Source organism: Vescimonas fastidiosa (genome assembly GCF_018326305.1).
GTDB lineage: Bacteria > Bacillota > Clostridia > Oscillospirales > Oscillospiraceae > Vescimonas > Vescimonas fastidiosa.
In genome coordinates, this window is the sequence record NZ_AP023415.1 from 1,221,152 (window position 1) to 1,236,640 (window position 15,489).

General features: G+C 60.0%; 5 protein-coding genes. 4 read left to right on the forward strand and 1 reads right to left on the reverse strand.

Annotation, left to right across the window (positions count from 1 at the left end; translation table 11 throughout):
- The first annotated feature begins 425 nt into the window (after positions 1 to 425).
- From upp to ygfK, 4 genes are all read left to right on the forward strand, one after another.
- A complete protein-coding gene (upp, locus tag KI236_RS05875; RefSeq protein WP_212820143.1) occupies positions 426 to 1,067 on the forward strand; it encodes a uracil phosphoribosyltransferase in 642 nt (213 codons plus the stop codon).
- 846 nt (positions 1,068 to 1,913) lie between these two features.
- Positions 1,914 to 3,257: a putative aminohydrolase SsnA gene (ssnA, locus tag KI236_RS05880; RefSeq protein ID WP_212820145.1), complete on the forward strand. Its 1,344-nt coding sequence runs from the start codon at positions 1,914 to 1,916 to the stop codon at positions 3,255 to 3,257.
- 26 nt (positions 3,258 to 3,283) lie between these two features.
- The gene (locus KI236_RS05885) at positions 3,284 to 3,724 is read left to right on the forward strand and encodes a transposase (RefSeq protein WP_212820146.1); all 441 of its coding nucleotides are present in this window, start codon (positions 3,284 to 3,286) and stop codon (positions 3,722 to 3,724) included.
- A 17-nt stretch (positions 3,725 to 3,741) separates the two neighbouring features.
- Positions 3,742 to 6,693: a putative selenate reductase subunit YgfK gene (gene ygfK, locus KI236_RS05890; RefSeq protein ID WP_212820148.1), complete on the forward strand. Its 2,952-nt coding sequence runs from the start codon at positions 3,742 to 3,744 to the stop codon at positions 6,691 to 6,693.
- A 103-nt stretch (positions 6,694 to 6,796) separates the two neighbouring features.
- On the opposite strand, the gene KI236_RS05895 is transcribed toward ygfK, so the two are convergent.
- On the reverse strand, positions 6,797 to 15,340 hold the full coding sequence (locus KI236_RS05895; protein ID WP_212820149.1) for a right-handed parallel beta-helix repeat-containing protein: 8,544 nt from the start codon (positions 15,338 to 15,340) through the stop codon (positions 6,797 to 6,799).
- Between the last annotated feature and the right edge of the window lie 149 nt (positions 15,341 to 15,489).

Sequence of the window (15,489 nt, forward strand, 5' to 3'; positions counted from 1 at the left end):
GCTGCCCTTTAGGCAAGGGGCCAAGGAGAACGGATTGCCACGACCAGTTTACGAACTGGTCTCGCAATGACACATTTACAAGAAATGCGGTGTAAGTCCGGTTCGGGCCGATGTAGGCATCGGCCCCTACGGAGGGTTACAAGGGATGCGGTAAGGCGGGCGACCGCAAGGGTCGCCCCTACGGAAAGGGTATAAACTTACCGCGCAAGGCGGCAGGCTGAGGGGAGCGAACTGAGCGCTGCCGGTGGCAGAGGAAGCGAAGTGAGCGAGTGGCCGCGGTCAAAATTTTAAGCGACAGCCGTAAGGCAGCGCAAAAATTTTGGGCACCGCAACAGGACCAGCCCACCCTACGGACGGTTCTATCCTCGCTTCCCTCCCCTTTCATCATTTTGTTATAAATTTTTTTATATACGGAGGACACTTCTATGAGCACAAAATTTCCCACCTTGCACATTGTGGACCACCCCCTGGTGCAGCACAAGCTGTCGGTAATGCGCGACAAGAACACCAGCGTAAAGGACTTCCGTACCCTGGTGGGGGAGGTCGCCATGCTGCTGACCTATGAGGCAACCCGGAACCTGCCCATGACCACCAGGACCATCGAGACCCCCCTGTGTACCTACGAGGCCCCGGTGCTGGCGGGCAAGAAGATGGCTATTGTGCCCATTCTGCGGGCGGGCCTGGGCTTTGAAGACGGCATCCTGGCCCTGATCCCCTCTGCCCGGGTGGCCCATATCGGTATGTACCGGGATGAGGAGACCCTGGAGCCCCACTTCTACTTCCTGAAGTATCCCAAGGACATCGCAGACCGGGAGGTGCTCATTGTAGACCCCATGTTGGCTACCGGCGGCAGCGCCGACATGGCCATCACCAAGATGAAGGAGCTGGGCTGCAAAAACATCAAGCTGATGATCCTGGTGGCGGCTCCCGAGGGTGTGCAGTTCATCTACGACCGGCACCCGGATGTGGAGATCTACTGCGCCGCTCTGGATGACCACCTGAATGAGAACGGCTACATCGTTCCCGGCCTGGGCGATGCAGGGGACCGGATTTTCGGAACAAAGTAAATAATACGATGCGTAAGGGCGGGGGGTTCCCCGCCCTTTTTTGCAGGTGTCGAGGGTCCGACAACGGACACACTCCCGGTCTGTGCGCAGGGGAAATCCCCGGGCGGGCGGACAGGGACGTCCGCCCCTACGGAGGGTTGCAAGAAGTGCCTGTGTGCGGGCCGATGTGGGCATCGGCCCCTACGAAAGCGTTACAAGGGGTGCAGGAGAGAGCGGAATCCCCCAGTCACGGCTTTGCCGTGACAGCCCCCTTTAGGCAAGGGGGCCTTGGGGACGGGGGTTACGGATTGCCACAGCCAGTGTGCGCACTGGCTTCGCAATGACAGGGTGGTTTTACAAGGGGGGCGGTGGGGCGGGCCGATGTGGGGAGCGAACTGAGCGCTGCCAGTGGCAGAGGAAGCGAGGTGAGCGAGTGGCCGCGGTCAAAATTTCCAGCGCCCGCCGTAAGGCAGCGCAGAAATTTTGGGCACCGCAACAGGATCATCGGCCCCTACGGAGTTGGTTGTAGGGGCGGGTGACTCTGCTCGTCCGGGCGGTGTGCGGGGCATCCGGCGGGAATCATAGGGATGGCTGCGGATTTTTTTGGTATTTATAGATAAATTCGCAGAATTTCCTGTTGCGTTTTGGGGCGTTTTCGTGTAAAATAGGGATACAATCAAGATTGGTAGCTGTAAGGAAGTGCTTTGCGCACGGGCTGCAACTATCACTCGGCGCTGTGCTTGAGTGTTTCAGATCCTCTCAGGAGGGTTTGGAACATTTTTCGTTATAGGCGGCAGTGTCGAATATAGGGAGAAAGGTCTTGACTCAAATCCGTAACAGCGAGAAAACAGCAAGGAGGAAAAAAGAATGTATTTAGTCACCAACGGCAGACTCATCACCCGTGACCCCGACGGCAAGGGGTACTATGAGCACGGCGCTGTGGCCTACGAGGGCAGCCAAATCGTAGAGGTAGGCGAGGAAAGTGCCCTGCGGGCCAAGTACGCGGATGCGGAGATCATCGACGCCAAGGGCGGCGTCATCATGCCCGCCCTCATCAACGCCCACACCCACATCTACTCCGCTTTGGCCAGGGGCCTGTCCATTGTGGGCAACAACCCCACCAATTTCTACGAGGTGCTGGACGGAACCTGGTGGGCCATCGACCGCCACCTGATGATGGACGGTACCCGCGCCAGCGCCACCGCCCTCTACATGGACTCCATCAAGCAGGGCGTCACCACCATCTTTGACCACCACGCTTCTTACGGCGAGATCCCCGGCACCCTGCACACCATTGCCGAAGAGAGCAAGCGTCTGGGCCTGCGCTCCTGCCTGTGCTATGAGGTCTCCGACCGGGACGGCGAGGAGAAGTGCCTCCAGGCCATTCAGGAGAATGCCGACTTCATCAGCGAGTGCGAGAAGAACAAGGACCCCATGCTGGCCGCCATGTTCGGCGGGCACGCCCTGTTCACCATCTCCGACAAGACCTTTGACCGCATGGTGGAGGCCAACAATGGCCGCACCGGCTACCACATCCATGTGTCCGAGGGCATGAACGATGTGTATGACTCCCTGCAGAACTATGGCCGCCGCCCCGTGCAGCGCCTGCAAGACCATGGCATTCTGGGGGAAAAGACCATCCTGGGCCACTGCATCCATGTGAACACCGCCGAAATGGAGATCATCAAGGAGACCGGCACCATGGTGGTGAACAATCCCGAGAGCAATATGGGCAACGCCATCGGCATCTGCCCGGTACTCCAGCTGCACAAGCGGGGCATTCTCCTGGGCATGGGCACCGACGCCTATACCAACGACATGCTGGAGTCCCTGAAGGTGGCCCTGTGCTCCCAGCGCAGCCAGAACTGCCTGCCCAATGTGGGCTGGTGCGAGGTCACGGATATGCTGTTCAAGAACAACGCCAAGATCGGCGAGAAGTACTTCCCCGCCACCCTGGGCGTGCTGAAGGCCGGCGCCGCCGCCGACATCATCGTGATGGATTACAAGCCCTTCACCCCCTTCTCCGATGAGAACATCGACGGCCACATGATCTTCGGCATGACCGGCCGCCAGTGCCAGACCACCATCGCAAACGGCAAGGTCCTTATGCAGGATCGCGTGCTGGTGGGTATCGATGAGGAGGCCGAGAATGCTCACATCCTGGAGGCCGCCAAGAAGCTTTGGGGAGATCTGAATCACCGGGTGTATTGATGTTGCCGAAGCGCAAGAGCCCGCGATTGCCTAACCACGATTACGCCTGTGGTTGGTATTTTGTGACCATATGTACAAAAGATAAGCGGTACAGTCTTGGTACTGTCGTAGGGGGCGATGCCCACATCGCCCCGCATGTGGAACTTTCAAATATAGGCTCTGTCGCAGAGATGTACCTCAAACGCATCCCCGGCATAGACACATATGTTGTTATGCCGAATCATGTGCATTTCATCGTATCCATTGCCACGGAGGGCGGGCCGATGTGGGCATCGGCCCCTACGCAAACATTGGGATGCTTGGTGCGTTCTTTCAAAACCCTTTCAACGAAAGCTGCCGGGCAAAAACTCTGGCAGCGAGGCTACTACGACCATATCGTTCGGTGTGAGGCGGATTATCTCCGCATTTGGCAATATATGGATGAAAACCCCGTCCGGTGGACGGAGGACGAGTATTATTTTGAATAAGTATAGGAGGAAGCCCTATGTCTGAAAAAATGTATCCCATTCCTTTTAAGTCTCTTATGAACTGGGTGGTCACCGAGTACGCCATGAGCGGTGAGATCTTCGGCGTACACAAGGCCTACAAGGCCAGCGGCAAGAGCCTGCCCATTTTCGGTGAGCGCATCGAGACCCCCTTCGGGCCCGCCGCCGGTCCCAACAGCCAGCTGGCGCAGAACATCATCGCCGCCTACTTCGCCGGGGCCCGCTTCTTTGAGGTCAAGACCGTGCAGAAGATGGACGGCGCCGACCTGGCCGCCTGTGTGCCCAGACCCTGCATCCTGGCAAACGACGAGGGCTACAACCAGGAGTGGTCCACGGAGCTGACCGTGCCCCAGGCCATGGACGAATACATCAAGGCCTGGTGCACGCTGAAGGTCCTTTCCAAGGTCTACGGCCTGGGCGACCCCAACGGGTTCGTATTCAATATGTCCGTGGGCTATGACCTGGAGGGCATCAAGGGCGAGAAGGTGGACACCTACCTCAACGGCATGATGGACGCCACCAAGACCGCCATTTTCGGTGAGTGCAAGGCAGTGCTCAAGGAGCTGTTCCCCCAGGAGAGCGACTACATTGACGCCATCTCCCCCTGCGTTTCCCGCAGCGTCACCGTGTCCACCCTCCACGGCTGCCCCCCGGATGAGATCGAGCGCATTGCCTCCTACCTCATTTCCGAAAAGCACCTGCACACCTTCGTGAAGTGCAACCCCACCATCCTGGGCTATGAGACCGCCCGGACCATTCTGGACGGCATGGGCTATGACTATATCGTGTTTGACGACCACCACTTCCGGGAGGACCTCCAGTGGGCGGACGCCGTGCCTATGTTTGAGCGCCTGCAGGATCTGGCCGACAAGTGCGGCCTGGAATTCGGACTGAAGCTCTCCAACACCTTCCCCGTGGACACCACCCGGGGTGAGCTGCCCAACGACGAAATGTATATGTCCGGCCGGTCCCTCTTCCCCCTGACCATTGAGATGTGCCACCGGATCTCCCGCCAGTTCAAGGGTAAGATGCGCATTTCCTTCGCAGGCGGCGCGGAATACTTCAACTGCGACAAGCTCTTTGCCGCCGGTATCTGGCCCATCACCGTAGCCACCACCATCCTCAAGCCCGGCGGATACAACCGCCTGCTGCAGATGGTGGAAAAGGTGGAGTCCATGCCCTACAAGGCCTTTGACGGCACCTGCACCGAGGCCATCTGCGCCCTGTCCGCCGCTTCTCACACGGACTATCACCATGTCAAGCCCATCAAGCCCCTGCCCAAGCGCAAGAGCGAGAAGAATGTGCCCTGGATCGACTGCTTCACTGCCCCCTGTAAGGGCGGCTGCCCCATCGAGCAGGACATTCCCGAGTATGTGGAGCTGTGCCGCAAGGAGCTGTACGGCCCGGCCCTGAAGCTTATCACCGAGAAGAATCCCCTGCCCTTCCTCACGGGCACCATCTGCGCGCACCGCTGCCAGAACAAGTGTACCCGCAACTTCTACGAGGAGTCCGTGCAGATCCGCGACACCAAGCTGGTGGCGGCCTACCACGGCTATGAGGCCCTCATGGCCTCCATCCGGAAGCCCGCTAAGGTTTCCGGCAAGAAGGCCGCCATCATCGGCGGCGGCCCCACCGGCATCGCCGCGGCCTATTTCCTGGGCCGGGCCGGTATCGAGACCACCATCTTTGAGCGCGAGCGGTGCCTCGGCGGCGTGCCCCGGCATGTGATCCCCTCCTTCCGCATTGCCAACGAGACCATCGAGAAGGACATTGCCCTGATGCAGAAGTACGATGTGGAGGTCAAGTGCGGCGCCCCCGCTCCCTCTGTGGAGGAGCTGAAGAAACTGGGCTACACCCACATTCTCTTCGCCGTAGGCGCCTGGAAGCCCGGCAAGCTGGACATCCCCGGCGATGTGGCCGGTGCCATCCAGTGGATGAAGGGCGTGAAGGCCGGAAACATCGCCGTAGGCGGCAATGTGGTGGTGGTAGGCGGCGGCAACACCGCCATGGACGCAGCCCGTCTTGCCAAGCGCAGCGGCGCTAAGAATGTGACCCTGGTGTATCGCCGCACCAAGAAGTATATGCCCGCCGACGAGCATGAGCTGGCTCTGGCCCTTCAGGACGGCGTGGCCTTTGCCGAGCTGGCCGCCCCCGTGGCCCAGGCGGACGGCGTGCTCAAGTGTGAGCAGATGAAGCTGGGCGAGGCCGACGCCTCCGGCCGCCGCAGCCCCGTGGGCACCGGCGAGTTCTTCACCGTGCCCTGCGACCTGGTCATCTCCGCCGTGGGTGAGCAGGTGGACGACGCTCTCATGAGCGCCAACGGCATCGAGCTGGACAAGAAGGGCCGTCCCGCCTTCAAGACCAATGTGGAGGGCGTGTACGCCGCCGGCGACGCCACCCGGGGTCCCGCCACCGTGGTGGAGGGCATTGCCGACGCCGCCCGGTTCGCAGAGGAAGTTATCGGCGCGGCTCACACCTATGAGATCCCCGCTGCGGCCTATATCACCAAGGCCGACGCCATCGCTAAGAAGGGCACCCTGCTCATGAGCAAGGACGCCTGCTGCGAGGGCAAGCGCTGCCTGCAGTGCAGCACCGTCTGCGAAAACTGCGTGGACTCCTGCCCCAACCGGGCTAATGTGGCCATTGCCATGGCCGACGGCAGCCACCAGATCGTCCATGTGGACAAGATGTGCAACGAGTGCGGCAACTGCACCCAGTTCTGCCCCTATGCCTCCGAGCCCTGCCACGACAAGTTCACCCTGTTCCAGACCGCGGAGGACATGGTGGACTCCAAGAACGCCGGTGTGCTGTTCCTGGGCGGCGATATGGTTCGTGTGCGCACCTTCGGTGAGCCCAAGGACTACGATTTGAGCCGCGACAATGACCTGCCCGCCGACCTGGAGAAGCTGATCGTCACCATTCGTGACAAATACAGCTACCTGTTTGGCTGAGCCAAAGCGCTTTTCCCTCAAAACTTATAAAGAACCGCCCTGTCCCTTATTTCGGGGACAGGGCGGTTTTGCTATGGGTTATCGGCCCTTGCGGGCGGCATTATCAGCCGTTCTCGCGCTTTTTGCGGCGGACTGCCACCAGGGCGCCCAGGCCGCACAGGGCTGCCAGGGAAACCCACAGGGTCAGGCTGGCGGTGTCACCGGTGGGCACCACGGCGGGTGCAGCGGTAACGGTGAACACAGTCTCAGCTGTGCCGGAGGCGGAGGTCACACCCAGGGTGTGCTGCCCCACGGACAGGGTGCTCAGGTAATCGGCCTTCAGCGTCACCAGAATACTTCCCTCCCGGAGGGTGTACTGGGTAGCATCCAGCACTTTGCCGTCCACGCTGACGGAGAGGAAGTCCTCGAAGGAGGCATCGGATCGGAAGGTCAGATCGGTATTGCCGCCGGACTGGTGCTTGCCGTTGGCGCCCTCCACGATGGTGGGAGCCAGCTTCGCCACAGGCTCGGTGCGCAGCACCAAGCCACAGACGGTGCAGGTGAAGGTCTTTTCACCCTCCACAGCAGCGGTGGGTTCCTTGGTGATCTTGCCCTCGTCGGAGATGTGCTTCTCAACGGTGGAGGTCACATCGCAGTCATCGCGCTTGCAGGTCTGCCAGTGGCCGGTTTCATCGTGCAGATAGGGCTGGCCTGCAAAGTCGTGGCCCAGGGCGGTGCCTGCGGCGGTGAAGGTCTCGCTGCCGTTTTCGGCGCAGCGCTCACAGCTCTTATAGTACACAGCGTCCTCGGTGCAGGTGGCGGCGCTCTTCAGGTGGGCGGCGCCGGTGTCCTCCCGGGTGTAGCTGTGGCCCAGAGCGGTATCCGCAGCGATGAAGGTCTCGGTGCCGTTCTTGCCGCAGCGCTCGCAGCTCTTATAGTACACAGCGTCCTCGGTGCAGGTGGCGGGGGTCTTCAGGTGCTCGGCACCGGTGTCTTCCTTGGTATAGCTGTGGCCCAGGGGGTTGCCGTCGGTGAAGGTCTTGTCCGTGCTGTGGGTATCACAGCGGGAGCAGTCGTAATAGTACACGGCGGCCTCGGTGCAGGTGGCACCGCTCTTCAGGTGCGCATCATCCACCAGCTTCTCGGTGAAGTTGTGGCCCAGGGGATCACCATAGGAATAGGTATCCGCGGTACTGTGCTCATTGCAGCGGGAGCAGTCGTAGTAGTACACGGCAGACTCGGTGCAGGTGGCGGCACTCTTCAGGTGGGCGGCATCTGTCACTTTCTCGGTGAAGTTGTGGCCCAGGGGATCACCATAGGAATAGGTATCCGCGGTGCTGTGGGTATCGCAGCGGGAGCAGTCGTAGTAGTACACGGCAGACTCGGTGCAGGTAGCGGCACTCTTCAGGTGGGCGGCATCTGTCACTTTCTCGGTGAAGTCGTGGCCCAGGGGATCACCATAGGAATAGGTATCCGCGGTGCTGTGGGTATCGCAGCGGGAGCAGTCGTAGTAGTACACGGCGGCCTCGGTGCAGGTGGCACCACTCTTCAGGTGAGCGGCATCTGTCACTTTCTCGGTGAAGTCGTGGCCCAGGGCGGACTTCAGGAAGCGATCGTTGGTGTCGTAAGCCTTAGAGGTATCCATGTCGCCGTTCTTGTCGGCAAAATACTTGCCGCAGTCGGCGCAGTGCCAGTAGGCATCGTTGCCGGGCTGGGTGCAGGTGGGTGCCTTGGCTTCCGTCTTTTGGGCCAGAAGATGGTTATTGGGGTCCTTATCCGCCAGCTTGTAGCCGCAAACCTGGCACTTGGACTCGGCTACGCAGGTGGCTTCATTGGCGGAATGGGCCTGGTGGGCTGTCTCCTGGGTGCAGCTGTCGTGCTTGCAGATCTGCCAGTGCTCGGTGGTGCTGGTCTTATAGGGCTGGCCGGAGAAGTCGTGGCCCAGAGCGTTCAGCAGGAAGCTGGCATTACTGTTGTAAGCGACGGTGGAATCCAGCTTGCCGTCCTTGTCGGCATAGTAGTTGCCGCAGTCGGCGCAGTACCAATAGGCATCGTTGCCGCCCACTTCGCAGGTGGGAGCCACGGCCTTCGTCTGTTTAGCGTTCTTATGGGTCAGAGCCGCGATGTCAAAGGCGCTGGCGTCGTCATACAGAGTCTTGTCGCCGTCCTTGAAATACTTGTGGCAGTCGGCGCAGTAGTTATAAGCCTCGTTGCCCGCAGCGCCGCAGGTGGGAGCCTTGTAAGCGGTGGAAGTGACCTTGCCCTCGGTGTGGTTGTGGGCATTGAACTCGCCATACTGGGCATGGCAGGTGGTACACACAGCCTTGGTGACGCAGGTGGCGGGGGTGTCGGTCATGTGGTTTCCACGCTCCTCGGCGGAGCAGCCGGGCACGGTGCAGTTGCGCCAGTGCTGGGTGTCGTCATGCTGCCAACTGCCCCAAACATGATCGGTGGGGTGCTGGATGGTAAAGGTCCAGGTGGCTGCCGTGAGGCCATCGGTGGGAGCGAAGTTACCGTCGCCGGTGATGACCAGATACACCTGGTAGGTGCCGGGATCGGTGGGATTCTCTACCACCTTGTCGCCCTGCTTATACACCAGAGAGGTCTTGCAGCCGCCCAGGGTCAGAGGAGCCTTCAGGCTAATGGTGGCGGCCTTGGCATTGCCGTCCCAAATCAGGTTTTCGGGGGCAGCAAAGGTGAAGTCCTGCGCCTGGGCCGCTCTCTTGGAGATGATCCAGGTGAGGGTGTTGCTCTCGGGGGTGGCGCTCCACTGGTATCTATCCTCTTCCAGCTTCACAGTCACGGTGTAGGAGCCCGCGTTGGTGGCCTTGGTGATGCCCTCCACGGTGTAGCCCTCGTCGCCGATGGGCAGGGTGTGCTCTTTACCGGTATAGGTGTAGCTGAGGCTGGGTGCGGGGAAGCTGATCGCCTTGAGATACTTAGGTACGGTCACGGCGGCAGCATCGGAGGTGTAGGAAATATCCGTTGCCTTGACGCGGACATAGTAGGTGCCCTGGCCGCCTACGGTGGTAGTGCCCTCGGCGCAGGGGGTCCAGGTCTCGCTGTCGGGAGAGGTGGCCCACTCCATAGTGGCCTTGGTGCCGCTGATCTTGCCGTCCACGGCCTCCCAGGTGCTGGGAGCCACGCCCTGAAGGCCGCCGGGAGCGGCGGGGGTGGTCTTAGCGGTGGCGGCGGGGAGGATCAGGGTCACTTCCTCCGCCGTGGGGGTGCCGGAGACGGTGATCTGGGTGAGGCTGTCACGGGTGACGGTGATGCCGTCCTTGGACAGATTGGCCGCGTAGTCCTCGGGGAAGTAGCAGCCTTCTTCGGCGGTGATGGTCACATTCGCAATGGGATGCTTCTTCAAAACCGTCTGCTTCAGGTCGCCGGAGGCGGTCATGTTCTTGCCCGGGGTGACGGTGACGGTGCTGGACTCGGCGATGATGTAAAGCTGATTCTTGTCGGCATCCAGCTTCACCTCATAGCCCTCATCGCTGGTGAAATAGCCCTTGCTGGTCGCATCGCCGGTGATATAGACGGGTGCGATGGTGCCGCCGTCCTTCAGGGGCTTTATCTCGGTGGTGACACCGATGGTGGAGCCTGCGGTGAGGCCGGTGACAGCGGGGAGCATTGTTCCAGCAGTCACTTCAGGGAAATAGAGGTTGTTGACCACTCCCTCGGCGTTATTGCCGGTAATATTCATCTTGCCGGACAGCTCAAAGACCCAGCCGTTGCCGTGGCTGCTTTTGGGAATGATACGGGCATTCACACCGCCGCCGCCCCATTTTTCGAGCTTGGTGGCCGTATTGCCGGTGATGGTGGTGTCGCTGATCTTCACGGGGCCGGAGGTGCTGATGCCGCCGCCGCATTTAGCGGTGTTATTTTGAATGGTGGCATTCTGGATGACAGCGGGGATATAGGGGTCACTTGCGGTTCCATTGCCCTTGGCTTCGGAAATATAAATACCGCCGCCCAGGCTCTCCCCGCCGTTATTGCCGGTGACGGTGGCGCCGTCAATGGTGAGGGCGCTGTCCCACACGCATACCCCGCCGCCGCCTTTCGCCGCGGTGTTGTCGGTGATGTTGGCTTTGCCAATGGTGAGGGTAGCCTTCTTCGCGTAGATGCCGCCGCCCTCAGCCGCAGAGCTGCCGGTGATGGTGCCGCCGTTGATGATGACGGTAGCGCCATCGTTGTACACAGCGCCGCCGTGGCCGGCCCACCCGCGGGAACCATTATCTTTTTCGGTTTCAGAGGCCTTGCCGGTGACGGTGCCGCCGTTCATGACGAATCTGCCGCCAGAGACATACACGGCGCCGCCGCTGCCGTTGAGGGCCTTGCCGCTGAGGGAGCCGTCGTTCATGATGAATTTGCCGCTTCCGACATATACGGCACCGCCGTTGCCGCTGGCGGTCCAGGCGGAGATAGAGCCGCCGTTCATGATGAAGGTGCCGCCATTGACCCACACGCCGCCGCCGTTAGGCGTGCTGCTGGAGTAGCTGGGCCATTGCGCCCAAAGGTCGGTGAGCTGGCCGTTCCACAGGGTGAAGGTGGAGCCGGAGTTCACTTTCACGCCGCGGGAGTAGCCGGTAGAATTATAGATGCAGCTGATCCTGCCGGAATTATCCACAGAGCAGTCGGTAATGGCAACGGAATTCTTATTTTTGATATTAATGATAGCGTCGTCTGAGCGGGAGCTGTCCCCGATCCAACCGCCGTTGAGACAGATGTTATAGTCCCCGGTGGGGGTCCATTGATTATAAGTGTAAGACCGCAGCAGGTAGTAGTTGCCCGCAGGCAGGTCCTTCAGCTCGGTAACGCCGATCCAGTTGAGCTTTTCGTGGGTGTGGGTGCTGTCGGCGGTGTTTTCCCCGGTGCCGCAGACACAGTGGGTGTGGCCCTTACCGTTGTGCCACAGCTCCAGGCCGGTATTGCCCGAGGTCAGCAGGGGGCCGGACTTGTCGGTGGTAGGCCGCAGGACAAAGCTGCTGTCGTCTGCGTGGAAGCCCTTTCCGCTGGTGTTGCCCGAAACCACCAGGGAGGGAATATCCCAGGCGCTGAGGCCGATGGAGCTGGTGGTCTTGAAGCCGCTGTCCGTGGTGATGGCGCAGCCGGAGCCTATCATAACATTGCAGTCAACAACGGTCGTCGTGTCCTGATAGTAGGCATTATAGGAAATCCGGGACTTGTTGTTCTTCACCACGACCTTGCCGGTGAAAACGGGGGCGTTGGTGCTGTCCACAGCGATGCCGCCGCCGCGCCTTTCGGATTTGTTATCCTCAACGGTGGTGTTCTTGATGGTGGCCGTACCCTTGCCGTAGAGGTAGATGCCGCCGCCGTCGCCGTGAGAGAGGTTTTGGGTGACGGTGCAGTCTTCAATGAGGGTAGTGCCCGGGCAGCCGCTGTTGATGGCGCAGCCCCGGCTGTTTTCGTAATTTGCATTTTGGGTGTTATTGGCATTGCCCGTGAAGGTGCAGTTCTTCACCGTGAAGCTGCCCGTGGTTGCGCCCTTGTCCGTGAACCAGAGGGTGGGGGCACCCATGGCGTTATTCTTAAAGGTGCTGTCCGTCACCGTGACCTCGCTGCCGGTGGAGGCCACCAGGAAGCCGCTCTTGTTATTAGAGTATTCGCAGCCGCTGATGTTGACGGTGGCGCCGGTAGCCGAGATAAAGGTGCTGCCGGTTTTCTCCTTCACGGTCACATTGGTCAGGTTGAGAGTACTGCCGGAGGTAGTTTCGATGTTGTTGCTGCCGGAGCTGTAGGAATAGCCGGTGATGTAGCCGGGGGTCGCGGTGCCATGCTTGCAGTCGGTGATGTTCAGAGTGCCGCTGTTTTTGAAGTAGATGGGCTCGCTCTTGTGGCCGTTGAGGCAGACATTTACGGTGTTATTCGCGCCCACGGTCACACTACTGGACATCTTGGAATCCTGCAGCAGGTAATAATTGCCGGTGGCATTGCTGGGGATCTCGGCCAGCGAATAGACGGGGGTGTAGGTAATGCCATCGTGGGTGTGGGCCGGTATCCTGGCCAGCACATCTTCGCCGTCGCCGTCACGGACCAGGGTGATCTTTTCCGCCTCGAAGGCGAAGCGGCTGTCGCCGTCACGAATATCCTTGCCGGTGTTGGTGATTACCGCGGTACCCTCTGCCTTCTGAATGCGCGCCAGGGGCAGGGAGAGGGTGATGCTGCTGCCGTCCGCCGGAGCCACCGGAGCTATGAGCTTCTTCGCGCCGGGGAGATAGAGGTTGTGCCCGGTGGTTTTTTCGGAGGTGTTATTCCGGACGATGATGGTGCCGGTGCCCAGGTTCACGGTACCCTTGGTGTCCACATAGAGGCCGCCGCCCTCGTAGAAGGCGGTATTGTCCTCGATGGTGCCGCCATTGAGGCTCATGGTGCCGCCTACGAACACGCCGCCGCCGTAGAGGTTTTTCGCATCGCTCTGATACTGGCTCGTCATGGTGTTGGACTTGAGGGAGGATTTTTCACTCATGGTGAAGGTGCCGCCCTCACTGACATAGACGCCTGCACCCTGGGCAACACTGTCGCTATAGCCGTTGCGGACGAGGTTCCCCTCCACACCGGCGTTTCCACTCATGGTGAAGGTGCCGCTGGCGCCCACAAAGACGCCGCCGCCCTTGTGCTCGTAGTGCCTATAGTCCATCTGGGCTTTGTTGCCGCTGATCTTGGCATCGCCGGTCATTTCGAAGGTGCCTTTGACCACGGCCACGCCGCCGCCGTTGCGGGAGGCAGTGTTGCCGGAAATTTCGCCGCCGGTCATGGTGAATTTGCCGCCAGCGCCGATATACACAGCGCCGCCGTCACCCTGGACATTGCCCCCACCGGCCCGGTTGTTCTTGATAACGCCGCCGGTCATGGTGAATTTGCCGCCGTTCACATAAACGGCACCGCCGTTAAAGGTGCCGCTGGCCCGTTCATCGTGGGCAGAACGGTTGCCGGAGAGCTCGCCGTCATAGAGGTTAAATTTGCCGGTGGAGTTTACCAGCACGCCGCCGATATAGTTGCTATCGGCGCCGATCCAGCCGGTGCCCTGGTTATTCTTGATGGAGCCGCCATACATATTAAATATACCGTTGACCTCCACAGCACCCGCCTTGAGCCCGGTCTGATAGGAGTAGAGGGTATTGTCGCAGATGCTGCCGTTATAGAGGTTGAAGGTGGCTCTGGCGCCGATGATAACGCCGCTGGCCCCGTCGACATTGCCGTTGCTATCGACGATGCCAGTGACCTTGCCGTCGGTGCCGCAGTCGGTGAGGTTAAAGGTGATATAGGTGTCTTTCAATTCGATGGCCGCCGTTTTCCACGCCGCATGGATGGCGTGGCCGTTGAGACACAGGGTAACCCCGAAATTGGGCTTCCAGGTTTTGGTGAGGGTCACATCGTTCAGCAGGTAGTAGCTGCCGCTATCCTTGATCAGGTCCAGGCTGCTGACGCCCTTGCAGGTGATCTTCTGATGGCCGGTGCCGGTCTCTTGGCAGTCGGTACGGCCACAGATGCAGTGGGTGTGGTCATCCTTGCCCACCAGCTCAAGATCGCCGCCGGTGGTGGCCTTGAGCTTGGTTTCGGTGCGGTCGGCGGTGAAATAGCCGGTTTCGCTGTCGTTGGCATAGCCGGTGACCAGGGTGGAGGGGATGTTCGCGCCGGAAATGCCGACCTGGCTGCCCTCTTGCAGGCCGGAGCCGCTGACGGTCTTACCGGCGGCCAGGTACACATTGTTGGAGCTGCCCTTGCCGGTGTTGCCGGTGATGTTGGTGACACCGCTGACGGTGAAGGTGGTGCCGGCAAAGTACACGCCGCCGCCCAGCTGCTGGGAGGTGTTGCCGGTGATGGTGGTGCCGCTGAGGTTCAGGACAATATCGCCGGAGTTATTGGTGGACGCGCCATAGATGGCGCCGCCGTTACCGTTGGCGGTGGTGTTCTCGATGATGCTGTCCTGAATGTCCATGGTCACTCGACCGCTGGTGAAGATGGCGCCGCCCTGCGCGTAGTTAGCAGAGCCGGTGGTGGAGCAGCCGGAGATGGTGGCGCTCTTCATGGTGAAGGTGATGGCGCCGGTAGAGTAGTTGCTCCAGGGTTCATAGATCATGGCAATGGCGCCGCCCCGGTAGCTGGTGGTGCAGTCCTTGATGGCGCTGCCCTCTTCCATGACCACCTTACCCGTGGACACATAGACGGCGGCACCGTAGCTGGTGGTAGCGCAGTTCTGGATGATAGCGCCCTGACCCAAGGTCAGCTGCGTGTCATTGGAGCCGGACACAAAAACGAATGTGTTTTTGGCCGTTACAGCGTCCTTGTTGCCGTCCAGGATGATGTTTTTGAAGGTCAGCTTACCAGCTTTCAGCCGGAACGCATACTCACTTTTATAGTCGTCTGCGCTGGCCTGGAAGGAAGCGGAGCGAAGCAGCTTATAGGTGCTGCCCTCCTGGCTTCGTATGGTGATGTCCTTCTTTGAGCTGGAGATAGTCAGTTCCTGCGTCAGCTCAATGTCGTTCGTCACGACGATGTCGATGGTGTCGGCATCGCTGGCAATTGCTGCTTGCAATTCCTCAAAGGTGCCGACTTCCGTCGTGCCGTCCGCTGCCCACACCGTGGCCGGGACCAGGCTGAGAGCCAGGACCAGGGCCATGAGCAGGCTTCCTATGCGTTTTTTCATCTTTTTTCCTCCTTGGGATGGGTTTCACCCAATTTATTTTCTTGCAAATTTTGACATTTCATTTATAATGGAGTATAGACCGTACACCGGTGTACGATGCAAGTCTTTTTTTGAAAAAAGCTGTAAAATTATTGAAAGCGAACGGAGAA

Coding starts and splice junctions, on each gene's coding strand:
- upp (WP_212820143.1), top strand. CDS start 426: ATGAGCACAAAATTTCCCACCTTGCACATTGTGGACCACCCCCTGGTG.
- ssnA (WP_212820145.1), top strand. CDS start 1,914: ATGTATTTAGTCACCAACGGCAGACTCATCACCCGTGACCCCGACGGC.
- ygfK (WP_212820148.1), top strand. CDS start 3,742: ATGTCTGAAAAAATGTATCCCATTCCTTTTAAGTCTCTTATGAACTGG.
- KI236_RS05895 (WP_212820149.1), bottom strand. CDS start 15,340: ATGAAAAAACGCATAGGAAGCCTGCTCATGGCCCTGGTCCTGGCTCTC.